Consider the following 20,376-nt stretch of genomic DNA (forward strand, 5'->3'; position numbering starts at 1 on the left):
GCTGTCCTGAAACAATGCCACTTTTCTCGAGGCATAAAAAAACGGCCTACCTTTCGGTAAGCCGTTTTTAGTACTTGGTGGCTACACAGGGACTTGAACCCCGGACCCCAGCATTATGAATGCTATGCTCTAACCAACTGAGCTATGTAGCCAAGTGGCGCGCATTATTCACCTGGAACGAAGATGCGTCAAGCGTAAATTTAAAATATTTCTCTACACTTTCAACCGCTTATCCCGCAGGCCCGAAAAATCGGGCTGGCGGAGGGCGTCAACTGAGCTGAAATCTGCCGGTATTGGCACTCAAGGCCTTACTGCCCTGGCTCAAGGTGTCTGCCGCAAGGTTCACCGCCCGTGCGCCGTCAAGCAAGCGTACCGCCGCCTGATCGACTTGCTGGATGTTGCCGCTGACTTCATCGGCGGTGCTCGCTTGCTCTTCGACAGCGGTGGCGATCTGCGCCAGGGTGTCGGTGACGCTCTGCACCGCGCTGGCGATTTCCCCCAGGCGCTCGCCGAGACCGGTGACGGCTTGCGCATCCGATTGTGCCTGGCCGCAGGCGGCTTCCATCAGGCTTACCGCTTCATTGACTGTGCTGCGCAAGCTGTCGACGGTACCGGCGATTTGTGCGGTGGAGGATTGGGTGCGTTGCGACAGGCTGCGCACTTCATCGGCCACTACGGCAAAACCACGACCTTGCTCACCGGCCCGTGCGGCCTCGATGGCGGCGTTGAGGGCCAGCAGGTTGGTCTGCTCGGCGACGCCGCGAATGGTATCGACCACCAATTGAATTTGCTGTCCTTGTTCGCTGACCCGACCCAATGCCGCTGCGGTGTCGTTCAAACGCTGATTGAGCTGCTGAATACTCGCTGTCGTGCGTTGGCTGTCACGGCTGCTGTCGGCGGCGATGCGCTGGGTGTGCTGAGCGCTGCCTGAGGCCTGTTCGCAACTCTGGGCGACCCCTTGAGAGGTCGCGGCCAATTGCGTGGCTGCAGCGGCGATCTGGCTGATCTGCAGTTGCTGAGCTTCGACTTCCCCAAGGGCGCCACTCGAGTGATGGTTCAGGGTGCGCACCGCGTTGCTCAGTTGCAGGGTTTCGTGATCGACCCCCAGCAGACTGTTGCGCAGTTGCACCACGGCGACATTCAAGGCGGTGCTGATCGCCGCCAGTTCGTCGCGGCCCTGCACCGGTACTTGCAAGCTCAGGTTGCCGTCACGCAGTGCTTCGGCCAGGAGCGTGATGCCACTGGCGCTGCGACGGATTGAAGCCTGCAGACAGATAAACAGGTACAGCGCGGCCAGCAGCAGGCAGCCAAAAATTATCGCCACCAGAATGAACTGGCGGATGGCCGAGCCGTGGTAATAATCCAGCCGTTGATCCAGAGAAACCAACGATTGCTGACGCAACGAGGCGAGGTCGCCGAGGAGGGCGTCGAGGCTGCGTTCAAAGTCTTCCGGCTTGAGGTTGATGCTGCCGCCGAAGACGCCCTCGTCCAGCACTTTCAAACCGGCGTCCAGGTGTTTGAGGCTGTCGTGGTATTGCCCGGCCCAGATCTGCAAGGCATTGGGCAGGCGCGCCTCCAGCAGGCTGGCGGTTTTCACCAGCTGTTCCCGGGCATCGCCGATGCGACTGCGCAAGTCCCGCAGTTGCAGGCGGCTTTGCAGGGTGAACTGCCCGGATACCACTGAGGCCTGACCGACCGCGGCGAGGCGACCGACCCGTTCGATCAGGTCCGGTGCGTGTTGAGTGGAAATCTGCGTCAGCAGCCAGGTTTCCAGCCAAGGTGCGAGGGTCAGGCGAGTGTCCATGGCAATTTGTTCGCGCAAGGCTTGCAGAGCACTCAAGGCATGGGTGAAGCGATCGTAACCGTCTGGCCACCAACCGACGTTGCTCAGGCTTTTCGAGTCCAGGCCGGTGAGGGCGGTTTGCAGAGCCTGGTAGCGGGTGAGGGTTTGACCCTCGGCGCCCTCGGTTTTCAGGGTATTGCCTAGGTCCGTAATGGCTTGGGCGACGGCCGGCTGAACCGCGTCGAACGCTGCCATCGCCGCAATGGTTGCGGGTGTCGGTTGGCGATTGGTTTCGGTGGCGCGCCAACGAGCGGCGCGGTCACGCTGGGCGGCGAGCAGGTTGTCGAGCGCATCGAGGGCGAGCAATTGCCGAACCCCGGCGCGTTCGCCAGAGATCAGGCTCAACTTGTCACGATAGTCCTGACCGATCATCCACAGGCTGCCTGCAAGTGGCAGGATAAACAGCAGAAACAGCAGCTGAAATTTACGCGCGAAACCGAATCGCCCCAGCAGCCCGATCCCCGGTGATAAAAAAGCCTGCATGCCCCATGACTCCTCTGGACACCACGCACCATTGGCGTGCGTCGAGGTCATTGCGACCGCGACTTGTGCCCTTCTAAAAGGCCTCGAAAGTTCACCCTTGGTCCGCTCTGTAGGCCGACTCTGTAGCGAAACTTCCCATTCTCGGTCCCCTTTGTAAGGGGCCGCGTTGAAGCGGATAAGCAAGGCAAGATTCAGACCATGGCGTTGCGCTATCACCTTTTATTAAGGTCGTTAGCAGGCTAAGGGGATGGCGCAACCGCACTAAAAAATGGCACATTGACCGACCTGCCTGTGCGCACCCCATCCGCAGTACGGAAACTCTCATGGCCATCAGCAACGTTCAGTCCGCCGCGACGTCGGCGCCCGCCACTTCACAAAGCAGTCCGCTGGTCATGCGCATCATCGGCGCGGTGGCGCTGGCGCATTTGATCAACGACCTGATTCAGGCGGTATTGCCGTCGATCTATCCGATGCTCAAGGCCAGCTATGGCCTGACCTTCACCCAGATCGGCCTGATCACCCTGACTTTTCAACTGACGGCGTCGCTCTTGCAACCATGGGTCGGTTACTACACTGATCGTCATCCCAAGCCCTGGCTGTTGCCGGCCGGTACCGTGTGCACATTGATCGGCATTCTGATGATGTCGGTGGTCGGAAGTTTTCCGATGATTCTGCTGGCGGCGGGGTTGATCGGTGTCGGTTCATCGACCTTTCACCCGGAAGCTTCTCGGGTGGCGCGATTGGCTTCGGGTGGGCGTTTCGGCTTGGCGCAGTCGACGTTTCAGGTCGGCGGCAATGCGGGCTCGGCCTTCGGGCCGTTGCTGGCGGCGGCGATCATCATTCCCTACGGTCAGGGTCATGTGGCCTGGTTCGGATTGTTCGCGCTGTTTGCGCTGTTCGTGCTGTATCGGATCAGTCGCTGGTACGCCAACCATCTGAATCTGTTCAAGCTCAAACAAGGTCAGGCAGCGACTCACGGCCTGTCGAAACGACGGGTGATCAGCGCACTGGTAGTGCTCGGGCTGCTGGTGTTTTCCAAGTACTTCTACATGGCCAGCCTGACCAGTTACTTCACGTTCTACCTGATTGAAAAATTCGACCTGTCGGTGGCCAGCTCGCAGCTGCATCTGTTCCTGTTTCTCGGTGCAGTAGCGGCTGGGACCTTCTTCGGCGGGCCGATCGGCGACAAGATCGGGCGCAAGGCGGTAATCTGGTTCTCGATCCTTGGCGTCGCACCGTTCACGCTGCTGCTGCCCCATGTGGACCTGTTCTGGACCAGCATCCTCAGCGTGGTGATCGGTTTCATCCTCGCCTCGGCGTTCTCGGCCATTGTGGTGTATGCCCAGGAGCTGGTGCCAGGGAACGTCGGAATGATTGCCGGCGTGTTCTTCGGACTGATGTTCGGTTTCGGCGGGATTGGCGCGGCATTGCTTGGGCATCTGGCGGATATTCACGGCATTGAATACGTGTACTTCCTGTGCTCGTTCTTGCCGCTGCTGGGGGTGTTGGCGATCTTCTTGCCAAGAACCCGAAAAGTCTGAGGCGGACCGGCAAAGTCAGCCGTTTCGATAGATATAGCTATACGCGTTAATCGCTGGTACCCCGCCAAGATGTGCATAAAGTACCTTCGACCCCGTCGGGAAAAACCCCTGGCGGACGAGATCAGTGAGGCCTTGCATGGATTTTCCCTCGTAGACCGGGTCCGTCATCATGCCTTCCATGCGAGCGCACAAACGGATGGCTGCGTTGGTTTCTTCTGATGGAATGCCGTAGGCCGGATAGGCGTAGTCTTCTTTAAGGACAACATCGTCAGCGGTGATTTCCTGGCCAAGCCCAATAAGCTGCGCCGTATGCTGAGCGATTGCCAATACTTGTGCCCTGGTTTGCTCAGGCGTGGCAGAGGCGTCAATACCAATCACATTGCGAGCACGACCATCCTTGGCGAACCCCACCAGCATGCCCGCATGGGTGGAGCCAGTCACCGTGCAGACGATGATGTAATCAAATTTGATCCCCATCCTGGCTTCTTGCTCGCGTACTTCTTCGGCGAAGCCGACATAGCCCAGACCTCCATATTTGTGCATGGATGCACCGGCGGGAATAGCATAGGGTTTGCCTCCTTTGGCCTTGACGTCCTCCAGCGCCCGCTCCCAGCTCTCGCGGATACCGATATCGAAACCTTCGTCGACGAATTCAATCTCCGCTCCCAGCACGCGGCTCATCAGAATATTCCCAACCCGGTCGTAGACCGCATCCGGGAATGGAACCCAGCTTTCTTGAACGAGACGGCACTTCATACCGAGTTTGGCCGCGACAGCTGCGACCTGGCGCGTGTGGTTCGACTGGACGCCACCGATGGACACTAACGTGTCTGCCTGCGAAGCGATTGCATCGGGAATGATGTATTCCAGCTTTCGGATCTTGTTGCCGCCAAACGCAAGTCCAGAGTTGCAGTCCTCACGTTTGGCATAGAGTTCGATATTGCCACCGAGACAGGCCGATAGACGATTCAGTTTCTCGATCGGTGTTGGGCCAAACATGAGTGGATAGCGTTCAAATTTCTCCAACATGACGGTTTCCAGATCAGGGATGAGCCGTTTTTAGTCTAGCAGAGCACCTGTGAGGGAGTTGCGCGTTAGGCACCGCGATCCCAAAAAGCAAAATCCCCGTATCAGCGAGTGATTACGGGGATTTTCAGCCTATCGAGGTCCGTGTAAATCCACGGTTCCTGTTACACGTTAAAACGGAAGTGCATCACGTCGCCGTCTTTAACGATGTAGTCCTTGCCTTCCAGGCGCCATTTACCAGCTTCTTTGGCGCCGGCTTCGCCCTTGTACTGAATGAAGTCGTCGTAAGCGATGACTTCGGCGCGGATGAAGCCTTTTTCGAAGTCGGTGTGGATCACGCCGGCGGCTTGTGGTGCGGTGGCGCCGACGCGGACGGTCCAGGCGCGGACTTCTTCGACACCGGCGGTGAAGTAGGTCTGCAGGTGCAGCATTTCGTAGCCAGCGCGGATTACGCGGTTCAGGCCAGGCTCTTCGAGACCCAGGGCTTCGAGGAACATGTCTTTCTCTTCACCGTCTTCCAGTTCGGCGATTTCGGCTTCGATCTTGTTGCAGACCGGAACCACCATGGCGCCTTCTTCTTCGGCGATGGCTTTAACGATGTCCAGCAGCGGGTTGTTCTCGAAACCGTCTTCAGCAACGTTGGCGATATACATGACCGGCTTGGTGGTCAGCAGATGGAAGCCACGAATCACCGCTTTGTCGTCGGCGCCCATGCTCTTCATCAGCGTGCGCGCTGGCTTGCCGAGGGTGAAGTGAGCGATCAATTGCTCCAGCAGGCCTTTCTGGACTACGGCGTCCTTGTCACCACCTTTGGCGTTACGGGCGACTTTCTGCAGTTGCTTCTCGCAACTGTCGAGGTCGGCGAAGATCAGTTCCAGGTCGATGATCTCGATGTCGCGTTTCGGGTCGACGCTGTTGGAGACGTGAATCACATTCTCGTCTTCGAAGCAGCGGACCACGTGAGCGATAGCATCGGTCTCGCGGATGTTGGCGAGGAATTTGTTGCCCAGGCCTTCACCTTTCGAGGCACCGGCAACCAGGCCGGCGATGTCGACGAATTCCATGGTAGTCGGCAGGATGCGCTTGGGATTGACGATGACCGCCAGGGCTTCCAGACGCGGATCCGGCATCGGCACGATACCGGTGTTCGGCTCGATGGTGCAGAAGGGGAAGTTCTCGGCCGCGATCCCGGATTTGGTCAGGGCGTTGAATAGGGTGGACTTGCCGACGTTAGGCAGGCCGACGATGCCGCAATTGAATCCCATGGTGTTTTCCCCGAGGAGTGAGTCAGGCCTTCTGGCTGTGCAGGTTTTTCATCGCGCGGTTCCATTCGCCGGCGAGGATATCCGGCAGCACGCCGAGGGCAAAGTCGATGCTGGCATCGAGTTTTTCCTGTTCGGCGCGTGGCGCACGACCCAGGACGAAATTTGAAACCATACTGGCAACGCCCGGGTGGCCAATGCCAAGCCGCAAGCGGTGAAAGGTATTCTGATTGCCCAGTTGCGCGATGATGTCGCGCAACCCGTTGTGACCGCCATGGCCGCCGCCCTGTTTGAGCTTGGCAACGCCCGGAGGCAGATCGAGTTCGTCATGCGCCACCAGGATTTCTTCAGGCTTGATGCGGAAGAAGCCGGCAAGTGCCGCGACGGCCTGGCCGCTGCGGTTCATGTAGGTGGTGGGAATCAGCAGACGAACATCCTGACCCTGATGCGAATAGCGCCCGGTCAGGCCGAAATATTTGCGATCGGCCACAAGGTTGACACCCTGCGCGTGCGCGATGCGCTCAACAAAAAGGGCCCCTGCGTTATGCCGGGTCTGTTCGTATTCAGCGCCTGGATTTCCCAGGCCAACGATCAGTTTGATGGCAGTCACGATAGGGGCCCTTCCTTGAAGTGATGGACAACATCGCCGCGATCAGGGGGTGCGGCGAAAGTGGACGACAAGTGCTCATTTACCATTATGTAAACTCCGCGTTCTCGCCCGCTTTCTCGCTACGCTCTAGTCCGCGATGTTCCGGTCACTCCGGCGAACAGAGTGAAATTACTCTGCTGCGCCTTCAGTAGCTTCTGGAGCAACACGTGGAGCGTGAACGTTGGCAACAGCCAGGTCGTTACCGTGAGCCAGAGCAACAAACTCAACGCCTTTAGGGGCTTTGAGGTCAGACAGGTGAATGATCGCGCCGACTTCGGCATCAGCCAGGTCAACTTCGATGAATTCAGGCAGGTCTTTCGGCAGGCACGAAACTTCGATTTCAGAAACAACGTGCGAAATTTCGCCGCCTTTCTTGATCGGAGCAGCTTCGCCAACGAAGTGTACAGGCACGATAGCGGTCAGTTTCTGGCCAGCTACAACGCGTACGAAGTCGGCGTGCATCACGTGGCCTTTGGCCGGGTGACGCTGCAGGGCTTTGATGATTACGTTTTGCTTGGTGCCACCAACGTTCAGCTCGATGATGTGGCTGTAAGCCGCTTCGTTTTCGAGCAGTTTGGCAACTTCTTTAGCCAGCATGCTGATGGATTCAGGGGCTTTTTCGCCACCGTAAACTACAGCTGGAACCAGGCTTGCGAGACGACGCAGGCGGCGGCTCGCACCTTTCCCCAGGTCGGAACGCACTTCAGCATTCAGAGTAAAATCGTTCATGTTGTATCTCCAAAATAACCACATTCGCCCCAGCGTTTGCGACCAGCGCTAAAGGCGATATGGGCAAAAAAGCCCCGCCCCGACAGGAATGCCGGGGCGGGGCGCTTTTCGTCAACGAGATGTAATGAAAAGGGCAGGGCCCTTAACGGAACATCGCGCTGATCGATTCTTCATTGCTGATGCGGCGGACCGCCTCTGCAACTACCGGCGCGATATCCAGTTGACGGATACGTGCACAGGCTTGTGCTGCAGCGGACAGCGGGATGGTATTTGTTACCACCAGCTCGTCCAGCACGGAATTTTCAATGTTTTCGATCGCTCGACCCGACAGCACAGGGTGCGTGCAGTAGGCGAAAACCTTGGCAGCGCCATGCTCTTTCAAGGCTTTGGCCGCGTGGCACAGAGTGCCGGCGGTATCGACCATGTCATCGACCAGAATACAGGTACGCCCTTCGACATCACCGATGATATGCATCACTTCAGAGTGATTGGCTTTCTCACGGCGTTTGTCGATGATCCCGAGATCCACGCCCAGGGATTTGGCAACAGCCCGTGCACGCACGACGCCACCAATGTCCGGGGACACGATCATCAGGTTTTCGAAGCGCTGATCTTCAATGTCATCCACCAGTACCGGGGAGCCGTAGATGTTATCTACCGGAATATCGAAGAAGCCCTGAATCTGGTCAGCATGCAAATCAACCGTGAGAACACGGTCGATGCCGACTACGGTAAGCATGTCAGCAACAACTTTCGCGCTGATAGCCACACGTGCGGAACGCGGACGGCGATCCTGACGGGCATAACCAAAGTAAGGAATAACAGCAGTGATACGAGTAGCCGAGGAGCGGCGGAAGGCATCAGCCATCACTACCAGTTCCATCAGGTTATCGTTGGTCGGAGCGCAAGTCGGCTGAATAATGAAAACGTCTTTACCGCGAACGTTTTCATTGATCTCGGCAGTAATTTCGCCGTCGGAGAACTTACCGACAGAGATGTCACCGAGAGGGATATGCAGCTGACGTACAACACGCCGAGCCAGATCGGGGTTAGCGTTCCCCGTAAAGACCATCATCTTGGACACGCGCAGTACCTGAAGGCTGAGGGTAACCTGGATGAGTATAGAAAAATGGCAGGGGCGGCTGGATTCGAACCAACGCATGGCAGGATCAAAACCTGCTGCCTTACCGCTTGGCGACGCCCCTGTATCTGTTGCAACGAGTACCCAGTACCCGATTCCTGTTAGAGCAGACTTTGCAGCTTGCGATGCAACATCGAAACGTTGCTTCCTTTTGCTACAAACCCTGTAAGGGTCTCTGTCAGAAGGGCCGAGACTTTATCAGCTTCAGCTTTGCTTGGGAAGCCCCCAAACACACAACTTCCAGTTCCGGTGAGTTTTGCTTCGGTAAATTTACCTAACAAATTCAACGCGTTACGTACATCTGGATAACGCCTTGCTACCACCGGCAAGCAGTCATTTCGACTGTTTCCCTTGGGAACGGGGCGCACTTTAATGGGAGGAGTGTTACGTGTCAACAGTGGATCTGAAAAAATTTCTGCTGTACTTACAGATACTTGCGGCACCAGTACGAGATACCACGGTTCTTCGGGCTCTACAGGGGTGAGTTTTTCCCCCACGCCCTCGGCGAAAGCCGCGTGGCCACGCACGAAAACCGGGACGTCGGCGCCAAGCGTAAGGCCCAGCGCGGCCAGTCGATCCTCATCCCAACCCAGTTGCCAAAGATGATTGAGGCCCAGCAACGTGGTTGCCGCATTCGAACTGCCGCCACCGATTCCACCGCCCATGGGCAGGATTTTTTCGATCCAGATGTCGACGCCCAGCGAACATCCGGATTGCGCCTGAAGTTTTTTTGCGGCTTTGACGATCAGGTTGCTGTCGTGAGGGACGTCGGCGAATTCGGTGTGCAACCGAATCACGCCATCGTCGCGAACGGCGAAGGTGATTTCATCGCCGTAATCGAGGAACTGAAAAATCGTCTGCAACTCGTGGTAACCGTCTTCGCGACGACCGAGGATGTGCAGCATCAAGTTGAGCTTGGCGGGCGAGGGCAATGTCAGGCGTGGCGCAGTCATGTTCACTGCCCCAGTTTGCGTGGTTGCCATTCCTTGATCACCAGCGTGACATCAAGGTCGGTGCCATGCAGTTTGATCCGCTCGGGCAGCCAGTAGCCGTTTTGCTCGGCATAACTGAGGTACTCGACCTGCCAGCCATCCTGTTCGAGATTGGCCAGACGGCTGTCGACGTCGAGGGTCAGGCGACTTTTGCTGTCCGGGGCCGGGAGCCCGCGAACCCACCATGCCAGATGGGATACCGGCAATTTCCAGCCCAGTTGTTCTTCAACCAGGGCTTCCGGGGTCGGCGCGTCATAGCGGCCCTGATTGGCCACTTCCAGCGAGACTTTGCCCGGACGACCGGTCAAACGGGCCGCGCCCCGACCCAGCGGACCGGAAAGGCGGATGTCGTAGTAATCCTGGCGTTGCAGCCAGAACAACGTGCCGCTGCCCGAATCTTTTGGCGCGCGGATGCCGATTTTGCCGTTGATCTGCCAGCCATCGAGGCCGGTCAGTTGCTGTTTGTGCTCGCGCCATTGGGCCTTGTTGCCTTGACCCTGGACCGATTCGCGGGCAACGAAGCCCGCGCAACCGGCGAGCAGGGCGATGAAGCTGAAAATAATGAGGTGGCGCAAAAACATAATTTTAAAGAGTCTCTGATCCGGTCAGGCGTTTGATGGTGCCACGCAGGGTAGGGCTGTCGGGTTGTTCCTTGAGGAACTTGCTCCAGATTTGCTTGGCTTCGCGTTGTTTGCCGTTGGCCCACAGGACTTCGCCCAGGTGCGCGGCAACTTCCTGATCGGGGAAACGCTCCAGCGCCTGGCGCAAATAGCGCTCGGCTTCATCGAGGTTGCCCAGGCGGAAATTGACCCATCCGAGGCTGTCCAGGACGGCCGGGTCTTCAGGGGTGATCTGGTGCGCCTGTTCGATCAAGGCCTTGGCTTCGGCGTAGCGTGTGGTGCGGTCGGACAGGGTGTAGCCGAGGGCGTTCAACGCCATCGCGTTGTTCGGATCGCGCTTGATGATCAGTCGCAGATCTTTTTCCATCTGCGCCAGGTCATTGCGTTTTTCTGCCAGCATGGCCCGGGTATACAGCAGATTCAGATCGTCCGGGTATTGCTGCAGGGCTTGCTGCAAGACTTTCCAGGCCTTGTCGCCCTGTTTGTTGGCGGACAAGGTTTCGGCTTCGATCAGATACAACTGGATCGCGTAATCAGGTTGCTCGCCGCGCTCCGCTGCCAGACGGCTTTGAGCTTCGGCGGTCTTGCCGTTGTTCATCAGAATATCGGCAAGACGCAATTGCGCCGGCAGGTAATCGTTGCCCGGCCCGACCTGGGCGTATTCAATCAATGCGCCCTGCGGGTCGTTACGCTCTTCGGCAATGCGCCCCAGGTTCAAGTGTGCCGAGTCGACATGGCTTTCCCGGGCGATCAAATCTTCCAGGTAGCCTTTGGCTTCGTCCCAGGCTTTGGCTTCCAGGCAGACCAGTGCCAGGGAATAACGCAATTCGTCGTCTTCGGGGTATTGCTGCACCAGGCTCGAGAACTCGACCTTGGCGTCGTCCATGCGGTCCTGTTCAACCAGCATGCGCGCGTAAGTCAGGCGCAGGCGTTTGTCGTCCGGGTACTTCTTGATGCTTTTTTGCAGCAGCGGCAAGGCTTCATCGCCACGGTTGAGCCCTTGCAGCAGGCGCGCGCGCAGCAAGATAGGCGCTATTTCGCCTTCGTCCGGCGGATTGTCTTCGAGCAGGGTCAGGGCGCCCTTGGCATCGCCGTCCTGTTGCAGCAACAAGGCCTTGCCAAAAATCAGCTGGTTGTTGTGCGGATGGCGCTGCAGCAAGCGGTCAAAACCTTTCATCAGACCGTTGCGCGTTTCCTGGTCGGTATCGGCTGCGGACAGGGCGAGAAAATCGAAATGCGTGTCGCCCTTGCCTTGCAGGACTTTCTCCATATAGACCATGGAGTCGTCGTAACGACCGGCGCGGGCGAGTTGCACGGCAGCCGCCCGTTGCGCTTCGAGATCGTCCGGGGCGTTCCTTGCCCAGACCAGTGCGGTGTCGAGGGCAGCCTGATCGGCACCCAGATACTCGGCAATGCGAAATGCCCGCTCGGAGATGCCCGGATCCTGGGTATTGATGGCCTGGGTCACGTAGTTGTCCAGGGCAATGTCGTAACGATTGCGCTGGCCAGCCAGTTCGGCGCTCAACAAGCTGAAGATGGTTTCTTCGCTGAACGAGCTGTAAACCTTGGGCTTTTCAGGGGCCGGAGTGCTGTCTTCGACCGGCGGCGTACCGTCCGATGAAACGGGCGCCAAGGCCTGGCAGCCGCTGAGGAAGACTAAAGCGAGGAGCAACGCGGAAGATCTATTCATATAGGAAAAGGACGACTAACCTGCGGTCGGATCATCATGACACAAGCCTTGAGCCAAACATAACCGCCCGGCCAATTTACCCGCGCGGGCAATCCTCGCAGCCCCGGCGCCCTTGTAAACGAGAACGGATCGCAGCCTTCGGCAGCTCTTGCGGGCGCGATAGATATCGAGTGGTTGTTCTGGCTCTGTCGAAGTAGGACAATTGTCGGCTTCACGTCACCATCAGCGACCTTGAATGGCCTTCCTTGCACTCGGTATTAACCACAAGACTGCTTCAGTAGACGTCCGCGAGCGCGTGGCCTTTACCCCTGAGCAGCTGGTTGAGGCCTTGCAGCAGCTCTGCCGACTCACCGACAGCCGCGAAGCTGCGATCCTCTCCACCTGCAATCGCAGTGAACTGTATATAGAACAGGATCACCTTTCGGCTGACATCATATTGCGCTGGCTGGCCGATTATCATCATTTGAGCCTCGATGAGCTGCGCGCGAGCGCTTATGTGCATGAAGATGATGCGGCAGTTCGTCACATGATGCGGGTTGCCTCCGGGCTCGACTCGCTGGTGTTGGGCGAACCGCAGATTCTCGGTCAGATGAAATCGGCCTACGCTGTTGCTCGCGAGGCCGGCACCATCGGTCCGCTGCTCGGACGGCTGTTCCAGGCCACATTCAATGCGGCCAAACAGGTGCGAACCGACACCGCCATCGGCGAAAACCCGGTATCCGTAGCGTTTGCCGCGGTCAGCCTGGCGAAACAGATTTTCAGTGATTTGCAACGCAGCCAGGCTTTGTTGATTGGCGCCGGTGAGACCATCACCCTGGTCGCCCGCCATCTGCATGAGCTGGGAGTGAAGCGAATCGTGGTTGCCAACCGCACCCTGGAGCGCGCGAGCATTCTGGCCGAACAGTTCGGCGCCCACGCAGTGCTGCTCTCGGACATCCCGGCAGAACTGGTGCGCAGCGACATCGTCATCAGTTCCACCGCCAGCCAGTTGCCGATTCTCGGTAAAGGCGCGGTGGAAAGTGCCTTGAAATTGCGCAAGCACAAGCCGATTTTCATGGTGGATATCGCTGTCCCTCGGGATATCGAGCCGGAAGTCGGCGAGTTGGACGACGTTTACCTATATAGCGTCGACGATCTCCACGAAGTGGTCGCCGAAAACCTCAAGAGCCGTCAGGGCGCAGCCCAGGCCGCCGAAGAGATGGTGTCGGTCGGTGCCGAAGATTTCATGGTTCGCCTGCGCGAACTGGCGGCGGTGGATGTGCTCAAGGCCTATCGTCAACAAAGCGAGCGCATGCGCGACGAAGAATTGCTTAAAGCTCAGCGCATGCTGGCCAATGGCAGCAGCGCCGAAGACGTGCTGGTGCAACTGGCCCGCAGCCTGACCAATAAACTCTTGCATGCACCGAGCGTGCAGTTGAAAAAGCTCTCTGCCGAAGGCCGCCTCGATGCGCTGGCCATGGCCCAGGAACTCTTTGCCCTCGGTGAGGGCTCATCGGATAGCTTTTCGGATAAGAAACCGTAATGAAAGCGTCACTGCTCAATAAGCTGGACATCCTCCAGGACCGTTTCGAGGAATTGACCGCCTTGCTTGGCGACGGCGAGGTCATTTCCGATCAAAACAAGTTCCGTACCTATTCCAAGGAATACGCGGAAGTCGAGCCGATCGTTGGCACCTATAAACAGCTGCTTAAAGTGCAGGGTGACCTCGAAGGGGCTCAGGCGCTGCTCAAGGACAGCGATCCGGACATGCGCGAAATGGCCGTGGAAGAAGTCCGCGAAGCCAAAGAGCAACTGATCGAAATCGAAGCCCAACTGCAACGCATGCTGCTGCCCAAAGACCCGAACGACGGACGCAACGTATTCCTCGAAATCCGTGCCGGCACCGGCGGTGACGAAGCGGCGATTTTCTCCGGCGATCTGTTCCGCATGTATTCGCGTTACGCCGAGCGACGTGGCTGGCGGGTGGAAATTCTCTCGGAGAACGAAGGTGAACACGGCGGCTACAAAGAAGTCATTGCCCGGGTCGAAGGCGAGAACGTTTACGGCAAGCTGAAGTTCGAATCCGGCGCGCATCGCGTACAGCGGGTTCCGGCCACTGAATCCCAAGGCCGCATCCACACCTCGGCCTGCACCGTGGCCGTGTTGCCCGAGCCGGACGAGCAGGAAGCGATCGAGATCAACCCGGCAGACCTGCGGGTCGACACCTATCGCTCCTCCGGTGCCGGTGGTCAGCACGTCAACAAGACCGATTCGGCAATCCGTATCACGCACTTGCCGTCCGGTATTGTCGTCGAGTGCCAGGAAGAACGTTCCCAGCACAAGAACCGCGCCCGTGCGATGTCCTGGCTGTCGGCCAAGCTCAACGACCAGCAGACCAGCGCCGCCGCGAACGCTATCGCGAGCGAGCGTAAATTACTGGTAGGTTCCGGTGACCGTTCCGAGCGTATTCGCACCTATAACTTTGCCCAGGGCCGGGTCACCGACCATCGGGTCAACCTGACGCTGTATTCGCTCGACGAAATTCTCGCCGGTGGCGTGGATGCGGTCATCGAACCGTTGCTGGCCGAATATCAGGCCGACCAATTGGCAGCGATAGGTGAGTAAATGACGATCATTGCCAGTTTGCTGCGCGCCGCTGATTTGCCCGACTCGCCCACCGCGCGTCTGGATGCCGAATTGCTGCTGGCGGCTGCCTTGGGTAAATCCCGCAGTTTTCTGCACACCTGGCCTGAACGTATCGTCCCGAGCGAAGCGGCACTGAAATTTGCCGAGTACCTGCAACGCCGCCGTAGCGGTGAGCCGGTGGCTTACATTCTGGGGCAGCAGGGCTTCTGGAAACTTGACCTGGAAGTCGCGCCCCACACGCTGATTCCGCGTCCCGACACCGAGCTGCTGGTAGAAACCGCGTTGGAGCTGTTGCCGGCGACCCCGGCCAGGGTTCTTGATCTGGGCACCGGCAGCGGCGCCATTGCCCTGGCGCTGGCCAGCGAGCGTCCGGCCTGGAAAGTCACCGCCGTGGATCGCGTGCTGGAGGCCGTGGCCCTGGCTGAGCGCAATCGCCAGCGGCTGCACCTGAACAACGCCACGGTGCTGAGCAGTCATTGGTTCAGCGCTTTGGAAGGCCAGCGCTTTCAATTGATCATCAGCAATCCGCCCTACATTGCTTCGACCGATCCGCATCTGGCGCAGGGTGACGTGCGCTTCGAACCGGCCAGTGCTCTGGTGGCTGGCGTCGATGGGCTCGACGATTTACGTCTGATCGTCGATCAGGCGCCGGATCATCTTGAGGCAGGTGGCTGGTTGATGCTCGAACATGGTTACGATCAAGCCGAGGCCGTGCGCGATTTGCTGCTGACCCGCGGCTTTGAAGAGGTCCACAGCCGCACCGATCTGGGCGGTCACGAACGCATCAGTCTGGGGCGCTTGCCGTGCTGAATGATCAGGAATTACTGCGCTATAGCCGGCAGATTCTGCTGCAACACGTCGACATCGACGGCCAGTTACGGCTAAAGGAAAGCCGTGTGCTGATTGTCGGTCTCGGCGGTCTCGGCTCACCGGTGGCGCTGTACCTGGCGGCGGCCGGTGTCGGTGAGTTGCATCTGGCGGATTTCGACACGGTCGACCTGACCAATCTGCAACGTCAGATCGTTCATGACACCGACAGCGTCGGCTTGAGCAAAGTCGATTCGGCGATCCGTCGCCTGACTGCGATCAATCCCCAGATTCAACTGATCGCCCATCGCACCGCACTCGATGAAGATTCCCTGGCGGCGGCAGTGGCGGCGGTGGATCTGGTGCTGGACTGTTCCGATAATTTTTCCACCCGCGAAACGGTCAACGCTGCGTGTGTGGCTGCGCGCAAACCGCTGGTCAGCGGTGCGGCGATTCGGCTGGAAGGGCAATTGTCGGTCTTCGACTCCCGTCGTCCGGAAAGCCCGTGCTACCACTGTTTATACGGGCACGGCAGCGAAGCCGAGTTGACTTGCAGCGAGGCCGGCGTACTCGGTCCGCTGGTGGGCCTGGTCGGTAGCCTGCAAGCCCTCGAAGCGTTGAAATTGCTGGTGGGTTTCGGCGAACCGCTGGTGGGACGCCTGTTATTGATCGATGCCTTGGGCACGCGCTTCCGTGAATTGCGGGTCAAGCGTGATCCGGGCTGCAGCGTCTGCGGGTCAAGCCATGCGTGAAGCGCCGATTGCTGTATTCGATTCCGGCGTCGGTGGACTTTCCGTGCTGGCCGAGATCCAGCAGTTGCTGCCCAATGAATCTCTGTTGTACCTCGGCGATTGCGGGAACATTCCCTACGGTGAGAAATCCCCGGCATTCATCCGTCAGCGTTGCAGTGTCATGGCGCAGTTCTTTCAGCAGCAGGGCGCCAAGGCGCTGGTGCTCGCTTGCAATACCGCGACCGTCGCGGGTGTTGCGGACTTGCGTCGCGATTTCCCCGAGTGGCCCATCGTCGGCATGGAGCCTGCGGTCAAACCGGCGGCTGCGGCGACGCGTAGCGGTGTCGTTGGCGTACTCGCCACCACCGGCACTTTACAGAGTGCGAAGTTCGCCGCCTTGCTCGACCGTTTCGCCGCCGATGTGCGAGTCATCACCCAGCCATGCCCAGGGCTGGTGGAGCTGATTGAAAATGGCGATTTGCACAGCGAGGCATTGCGTCAGTTGCTGCAAGGGTATGTCGGTCCGCTGCTGGCTGAAGGTGCAGACACAATCATTCTTGGCTGCACGCATTATCCTTTCCTAAAGCCTCTGCTTAAGCAGTTGCTCCCCCAGAACATCAGCCTGATCGATACCGGTGCCGCTGTGGCCCGGCAGCTTCAACGATTGTTGGCAGAGCGTGAGTTGCTGGCCGAGGGGCCTGCTCGCGCTGCCCGGTTCTGGACGAGTGCGGATCCGGAACATTTCAGAAATATCTTGCCGGTTTTGTGGCATTCGACGGGTGTTGTGCAAAGCTTCGACTTGTAGATAAAAAAGAGATGACACGAATAATTGAGCTGAACTTCTGATCAAGCTTCAACTTCTATAGCTTTGTCAGTTGGACAGCATAAAAACCATACGAAATTGTTCGGAAAAGGATGTTTCTAATGAAGCGACTATTCTGCTTGGCCGCGATTGCGACCGCATTGATGGGGCACAGTTTTACCGCGCAGGCAGCAGGGGTGGAATTCGGGGTCGGCCAGACCAGCGATTCGACCATGACTTACCGACTGGGCATGCAATTCGACTGGGACAAGAGTTGGCTGCAGAGTGACATCGGTCGCTTGACCGGCTACTGGAGCGGCGCTTACACCTACTGGGAGGGCGATGAAACGTCGAGCAATCACAGTGTGTCGTTCTCGCCGGTACTGGTGTATGAGTTTGCCGGTGAGACGATCAAACCCTACGTTGAAGCGGGTATCGGTATCGCGGTGTTTGCCAACACTGAAGTCGAAGACAACAAACTTGGCGGGGCCTTTCAGTTCGAAGATCGTTTCGGGTTTGGTCTGCGCTTTACCGGCGGACATGAAGTCGGGATTCGCGCCACGCACTATTCCAATGGCGGGATCAGCAGCCCGAATGATGGCGTAGAGAGTTACTCGCTGCATTACACGATGCCGTTGTAAGCATTACTGCACTTTTAATGTGGGAGCGGGCTTGCTCGCGAATGCGATTTAACATTCAACATTGATGTTGACTGACAATCCGCTTTCGCGAGCAAGCCCGCTCCCACATTGGATCTTCATGGCCTGCTGTATTCGCTCACCGATACGCCGTCGCAATCCCCTGGCGTTCGGTGATGCATTCCGGTGCGCCCATTTCGAACTCCCGGCAAATCAGCGGACGTTTTTCGTAGATGGTGCACATCATGCTGTCGCGATCCAGCGCGGCGCACCAGCCGTCATCCAGCCGCAGCATGACTTCCCCGCCCCAATCATCGGTATCGATAAAACGCTCGGGCACGCCGGTGTCGGTGATCAACATGACTTCAAGCTGGCAGCAGCAGGCTGCGCAGGTCGAGCAGGTGACCGCCGGTTCGGCGATTTGCGTATGGGGAATAGTTTTCATGGCGCGCAGTGTAAGCCAGTGGGCCTACGCTGTGTGAAAGGTCTGACAGACGCTCAGACTTCATGGCAGATCTTCGGTTGGCGGATTGTTTCGCTCCATGCGCTTGCCGATTTCCAGTCCCCTCTGGCCGGGCTTTTGCGGCAGAGGCCAAAGGACAGGCATGAGCAGTTCCGGTAAAGGGAGCTCCAGTGGCCGATGCTTGAGCAGGTCGAAGAGGTAGCGCGCAGCTTTGTCCGCCGACCAATCGAGGTGTTGTGAAACCTCGTTGCTCAGGGGGGGATCGATAAGTCCTGGGCTGACTATAGTCATTTCGATGTTTTCCGGCGCCACGTCGATGCGCAAGGACTCGAAAAGGTGACGCAATCCGGGCTTTGAATCGCCATAGGCTTCGGCCCGTGGCAGGGGCAGGTAGGTCACTGAACTGGCCAGGGCCACCAGATGCGGCGCAGTGCCCGCTCGCAGCAGGGGGCGGGCGGCTTCGATGCAATAGCTGCTGGCAAGCAGGTTGGTGCGCACGATGTGCTCGATGATTGATGAGTCGAACTGATTGACGTCGACGTATTCGCAGGTTCCCGCGTTGAGGATCATGGTATCCAGAGAGCCCCATTCCTTGGCAATCTGCTCGCCGATTTCGCGCACCCGTTGGCTGTTAGTCAAATCACCGGCAACCACCAACACTTGCCCGGGATAACGCTGAGACAAGGCTTTCAATGGCGCCAATGAGCGGGAGCTGACAGCCAGGTGGGCACCGGTTTTCAGTATTTCTTCGGCCAGCGCGGTCCCAATACCGTTGCTGGCGCCAGTCAACCAGTATCGCCTTGCAGGAGTACGACTCATCCCAATCTCCTTATCTTCCCGATTCAATTCCGTGTTCATACGTAAAACTGCGCTATCAAAGTGATTCCGGTGGTGATAAACCCTGTCGCGACGGCAGGTTTTTGAACGCGGCCAAGGCCCGTTCGCGGGAAGTGCTCAGGTTGACAATCGGCGATGGATAATCCGTCACACCGAATAATCCGTCGAGTCTCGCGCGATTGTGCAGGTCTTTTTTATTCATTTCGTTGATCTGCGGCAACCAATGCTTGATGAAAACCCCTTCGGCGTCGAATTTTTCCGATTGGCTCAGGGGGTTGAAAATGCGGAAGTAGGGCGCCGAATCGGTGCCGGTGGACGAGCTCCACTGCCAGCCACCGTTGTTCGCCGCCAGATCGCCATCAATCAGATGCCGCATGAAAAAGCGCTCGCCTTCACGCCAGTCGATCAGCAGGTTTTTGGTCAGGAACATTGCCACGACCATGCGCAGACGGTTGTGCATCCAGCCGGTTTCCAGCAATTGGCGCATGGCGGCATCAATGATCGGCAGGCCGGTACGGCCTTGCTGCCAGGCCTGGAGATCTTCCGGGGCATCACGCCAGGCCAGGGCTTCGGTTTCCGGGCGAAAGGCGCGGTGCCGGGAAACCCGTGGGTAGCCCACCAGAATGTGTTTGTAGAATTCGCGCCACAGCAACTCGTTGATCCAGGTGACAGCACCGACCTTGCCGCTTTCGAATTCCCCCTGATTGCTTTGCAACGCGGCGTGCAGACACTGGCGAGGGGAGATGACCCCGGCGGTGAGATAGGCCGAGAGCTGACTGGTGCCGGGTTTTGCCGGGAAATCACGCTCGCTGTGGTAATAGTCGATCTGTGCGTCGACAAAGGTCTCGAGACGGCGTCGGGCCTCGGTTTCGCCGGCCGGCCAGAGAGCACGCAAACTGTCGCTGGGCGTGTCGAAACCCTCGACACGAGAGGGCGGTTCGTCGCTGGCGATACCCAGCGGCGCCTGGATGGCGGGGGCGGTAACCAATCTCGGCAATGATGCATGCAAGCGTTCGTAGCAGACCTTGCGGAACTGGCTGAAGACCTGGAAATAGGTGCCGGTTCTGGTCAGCACTGTGCCAGGCTTGAACAGCAGTTGATCGAGGTAGCGGTAAAAGTCGATACCTTGGGCTTTCAGGATTTGGGCCACCGCGGCATCACGACGGGTTTCATGAATGCCGTATTCCTCGTTGACGTGCACTGCGTCGATCTTCAATTGCTGGCACAACTCGAGCAGGACCTTTGGTGCTTCATCCCAGCGGGACGCCTTGCGAATCAGCAGCGGGATGTTCAGGGCGCCCAGCGCATGACGTAACTCGCTCAGGTTGCGCAGCCAGAAATCCACTTTGCACGGCGCGTCGTCATGCGCCAACCATTGCTGCGGACTCAGCAAATACACCGCCACACTCGGGCCGCGGGCTGCAGCGGCCGAGAGGGCGGTGTTGTCGTGTAGACGCAAGTCGCTGCGCAGCCAGATCAATTGCATGGTGATATCCG

Annotated in this window: 19 protein-coding genes and 2 tRNA genes; 7 read left to right on the top strand and 14 right to left on the bottom strand. The window is 58.3% G+C overall.

Annotated elements, in window-relative coordinates; translation table 11 throughout:
* Nucleotides 1-75: 75 nt before the first annotated feature.
* A tRNA-Met gene (locus KW837_RS28260) sits at nucleotides 76-152 on the bottom strand.
* Nucleotides 153-268: 116 nt separating this feature from the next.
* The gene (locus KW837_RS28265) at nucleotides 269-2,326 is read right to left on the bottom strand and encodes a methyl-accepting chemotaxis protein (RefSeq protein ID WP_218399338.1); all 2,058 of its coding nucleotides are present in this window, start codon (nucleotides 2,324-2,326) and stop codon (nucleotides 269-271) included.
* A gap of 323 nt (nucleotides 2,327-2,649) precedes the next feature.
* Here KW837_RS28265 and KW837_RS28270 point away from each other — a divergent pair, with 323 nt between their 5' ends.
* Nucleotides 2,650-3,867 carry an MFS transporter gene (locus KW837_RS28270; RefSeq protein WP_218399339.1) on the top strand — a complete coding sequence of 406 codons (1,218 nt, stop codon included), beginning with the start codon at nucleotides 2,650-2,652 and terminating at the stop codon, nucleotides 3,865-3,867.
* Nucleotides 3,868-3,882: 15 nt separating this feature from the next.
* On the opposite strand, the gene KW837_RS28275 is transcribed toward KW837_RS28270, so the two are convergent.
* The 9 genes from KW837_RS28275 to KW837_RS28315 form a co-directional block, all read right to left on the bottom strand.
* Nucleotides 3,883-4,896 (bottom strand): 1-aminocyclopropane-1-carboxylate deaminase, encoded by a 1,014-nt coding sequence (locus KW837_RS28275; protein WP_218399340.1) that lies wholly within the window; start codon nucleotides 4,894-4,896, stop codon nucleotides 3,883-3,885.
* A gap of 161 nt (nucleotides 4,897-5,057) precedes the next feature.
* Nucleotides 5,058-6,158, bottom strand: a complete 1,101-nt coding sequence (gene ychF, locus KW837_RS28280; RefSeq protein ID WP_218399341.1) for a redox-regulated ATPase YchF — start codon at nucleotides 6,156-6,158, stop codon at nucleotides 5,058-5,060.
* Between the two features lie 22 nt (nucleotides 6,159-6,180).
* Nucleotides 6,181-6,765, bottom strand: coding sequence for an aminoacyl-tRNA hydrolase (gene pth / locus KW837_RS28285; RefSeq protein WP_007905795.1), 585 nt, complete (start codon nucleotides 6,763-6,765; stop codon nucleotides 6,181-6,183).
* A 168-nt stretch (nucleotides 6,766-6,933) separates the two neighbouring features.
* Nucleotides 6,934-7,533 (bottom strand): 50S ribosomal protein L25/general stress protein Ctc, encoded by a 600-nt coding sequence (locus tag KW837_RS28290; protein WP_123501321.1) that lies wholly within the window; start codon nucleotides 7,531-7,533, stop codon nucleotides 6,934-6,936.
* 142 nt (nucleotides 7,534-7,675) lie between these two features.
* Nucleotides 7,676-8,617 carry a ribose-phosphate pyrophosphokinase gene (locus tag KW837_RS28295; RefSeq protein WP_003171603.1) on the bottom strand — a complete coding sequence of 314 codons (942 nt, stop codon included), beginning with the start codon at nucleotides 8,615-8,617 and terminating at the stop codon, nucleotides 7,676-7,678.
* Between the two features lie 46 nt (nucleotides 8,618-8,663).
* Nucleotides 8,664-8,738 (bottom strand) — tRNA-Gln (locus KW837_RS28300).
* A 37-nt stretch (nucleotides 8,739-8,775) separates the two neighbouring features.
* Nucleotides 8,776-9,627 (bottom strand): 4-(cytidine 5'-diphospho)-2-C-methyl-D-erythritol kinase, encoded by an 852-nt coding sequence (gene ispE / locus KW837_RS28305; protein ID WP_123501319.1) that lies wholly within the window; start codon nucleotides 9,625-9,627, stop codon nucleotides 8,776-8,778.
* A 2-nt stretch (nucleotides 9,628-9,629) separates the two neighbouring features.
* A complete protein-coding gene (gene lolB / locus KW837_RS28310) occupies nucleotides 9,630-10,247 on the bottom strand; it encodes a lipoprotein insertase outer membrane protein LolB (protein ID WP_008074188.1) in 618 nt (205 codons plus the stop codon).
* A 4-nt stretch (nucleotides 10,248-10,251) separates the two neighbouring features.
* Entirely contained in the window at nucleotides 10,252-11,976 is a 1,725-nt protein-coding gene (locus KW837_RS28315) for a tetratricopeptide repeat protein (protein WP_192345465.1), read from the bottom strand.
* Nucleotides 11,977-12,211: 235 nt separating this feature from the next.
* Here KW837_RS28315 and hemA point away from each other — a divergent pair, with 235 nt between their 5' ends.
* The 6 genes from hemA (at nucleotide 12,212) to KW837_RS28345 (ending at nucleotide 17,582) form a co-directional block, all read left to right on the top strand.
* Nucleotides 12,212-13,498 (top strand): glutamyl-tRNA reductase, encoded by a 1,287-nt coding sequence (gene hemA / locus KW837_RS28320; protein WP_218399342.1) that lies wholly within the window; start codon nucleotides 12,212-12,214, stop codon nucleotides 13,496-13,498.
* Nucleotides 13,498-14,580, top strand: coding sequence for a peptide chain release factor 1 (prfA, locus tag KW837_RS28325; RefSeq protein ID WP_095051167.1), 1,083 nt, complete (start codon nucleotides 13,498-13,500; stop codon nucleotides 14,578-14,580). The genes hemA and prfA overlap by 1 nt, the downstream gene beginning before the upstream one ends.
* On the top strand, nucleotides 14,581-15,411 hold the full coding sequence (prmC, locus tag KW837_RS28330) for a peptide chain release factor N(5)-glutamine methyltransferase (protein ID WP_192345467.1): 831 nt from the start codon (nucleotides 14,581-14,583) through the stop codon (nucleotides 15,409-15,411).
* A complete protein-coding gene (locus KW837_RS28335) occupies nucleotides 15,405-16,160 on the top strand; it encodes a molybdopterin-synthase adenylyltransferase MoeB (RefSeq protein WP_218399343.1) in 756 nt (251 codons plus the stop codon). The genes prmC and KW837_RS28335 overlap by 7 nt, the downstream gene beginning before the upstream one ends.
* Nucleotides 16,153-16,944: a glutamate racemase gene (gene murI, locus KW837_RS28340; RefSeq protein WP_218399344.1), complete on the top strand. Its 792-nt coding sequence runs from the start codon at nucleotides 16,153-16,155 to the stop codon at nucleotides 16,942-16,944. Before KW837_RS28335 ends, murI begins: the two co-directional genes overlap by 8 nt.
* Before the next feature lie 119 nt (nucleotides 16,945-17,063).
* On the top strand, nucleotides 17,064-17,582 hold the full coding sequence (locus KW837_RS28345; RefSeq protein ID WP_218399345.1) for an acyloxyacyl hydrolase: 519 nt from the start codon (nucleotides 17,064-17,066) through the stop codon (nucleotides 17,580-17,582).
* A gap of 136 nt (nucleotides 17,583-17,718) precedes the next feature.
* Here KW837_RS28345 and KW837_RS28350 read toward each other — a convergent pair whose 3' ends face one another.
* From KW837_RS28350 to phrB, 3 genes are read right to left on the bottom strand one after another with little or no spacing between them, the layout of a single operon-like run.
* Nucleotides 17,719-18,024, bottom strand: coding sequence for a YkgJ family cysteine cluster protein (locus KW837_RS28350; RefSeq protein ID WP_063342543.1), 306 nt, complete (start codon nucleotides 18,022-18,024; stop codon nucleotides 17,719-17,721).
* Between the two features lie 60 nt (nucleotides 18,025-18,084).
* A complete protein-coding gene (locus KW837_RS28355; RefSeq protein ID WP_218399346.1) occupies nucleotides 18,085-18,861 on the bottom strand; it encodes an SDR family oxidoreductase in 777 nt (258 codons plus the stop codon).
* Between the two features lie 55 nt (nucleotides 18,862-18,916).
* Entirely contained in the window at nucleotides 18,917-20,365 is a 1,449-nt protein-coding gene (phrB, locus tag KW837_RS28360; protein WP_218399347.1) for a deoxyribodipyrimidine photo-lyase, read from the bottom strand.
* Nucleotides 20,366-20,376 lie beyond the last annotated feature (11 nt).

This window comes from Pseudomonas sp. PDM24 (assembly GCF_019218905.1).
GTDB lineage: Bacteria > Pseudomonadota > Gammaproteobacteria > Pseudomonadales > Pseudomonadaceae > Aquipseudomonas.

Excerpts from the sequence above, each read along its gene's own strand:
- lolB (WP_008074188.1), bottom strand. The coding sequence starts at position 10,247 with ATGTTTTTGCGCCACCTCATTATTTTCAGCTTCATCGCCCTGCTCGCC.
- murI (WP_218399344.1), top strand. The coding sequence starts at position 16,153 with ATGCGTGAAGCGCCGATTGCTGTATTCGATTCCGGCGTCGGTGGACTT.
- KW837_RS28265 (WP_218399338.1), bottom strand. The coding sequence starts at position 2,326 with ATGCAGGCTTTTTTATCACCGGGGATCGGGCTGCTGGGGCGATTCGGT.
- phrB (WP_218399347.1), bottom strand. The coding sequence starts at position 20,365 with ATGCAATTGATCTGGCTGCGCAGCGACTTGCGTCTACACGACAACACC.
- KW837_RS28290 (WP_123501321.1), bottom strand. The coding sequence starts at position 7,533 with ATGAACGATTTTACTCTGAATGCTGAAGTGCGTTCCGACCTGGGGAAA.
- ychF (WP_218399341.1), bottom strand. The coding sequence starts at position 6,158 with ATGGGATTCAATTGCGGCATCGTCGGCCTGCCTAACGTCGGCAAGTCC.
- KW837_RS28355 (WP_218399346.1), bottom strand. The coding sequence starts at position 18,861 with ATGAGTCGTACTCCTGCAAGGCGATACTGGTTGACTGGCGCCAGCAAC.
- KW837_RS28315 (WP_192345465.1), bottom strand. The coding sequence starts at position 11,976 with ATGAATAGATCTTCCGCGTTGCTCCTCGCTTTAGTCTTCCTCAGCGGC.
- KW837_RS28275 (WP_218399340.1), bottom strand. The coding sequence starts at position 4,896 with ATGTTGGAGAAATTTGAACGCTATCCACTCATGTTTGGCCCAACACCG.
- KW837_RS28350 (WP_063342543.1), bottom strand. The coding sequence starts at position 18,024 with ATGAAAACTATTCCCCATACGCAAATCGCCGAACCGGCGGTCACCTGC.
- prfA (WP_095051167.1), top strand. The coding sequence starts at position 13,498 with ATGAAAGCGTCACTGCTCAATAAGCTGGACATCCTCCAGGACCGTTTC.
- KW837_RS28345 (WP_218399345.1), top strand. The coding sequence starts at position 17,064 with ATGAAGCGACTATTCTGCTTGGCCGCGATTGCGACCGCATTGATGGGG.
- ispE (WP_123501319.1), bottom strand. The coding sequence starts at position 9,627 with ATGACTGCGCCACGCCTGACATTGCCCTCGCCCGCCAAGCTCAACTTG.
- KW837_RS28270 (WP_218399339.1), top strand. The coding sequence starts at position 2,650 with ATGGCCATCAGCAACGTTCAGTCCGCCGCGACGTCGGCGCCCGCCACT.
- prmC (WP_192345467.1), top strand. The coding sequence starts at position 14,581 with ATGACGATCATTGCCAGTTTGCTGCGCGCCGCTGATTTGCCCGACTCG.
- hemA (WP_218399342.1), top strand. The coding sequence starts at position 12,212 with ATGGCCTTCCTTGCACTCGGTATTAACCACAAGACTGCTTCAGTAGAC.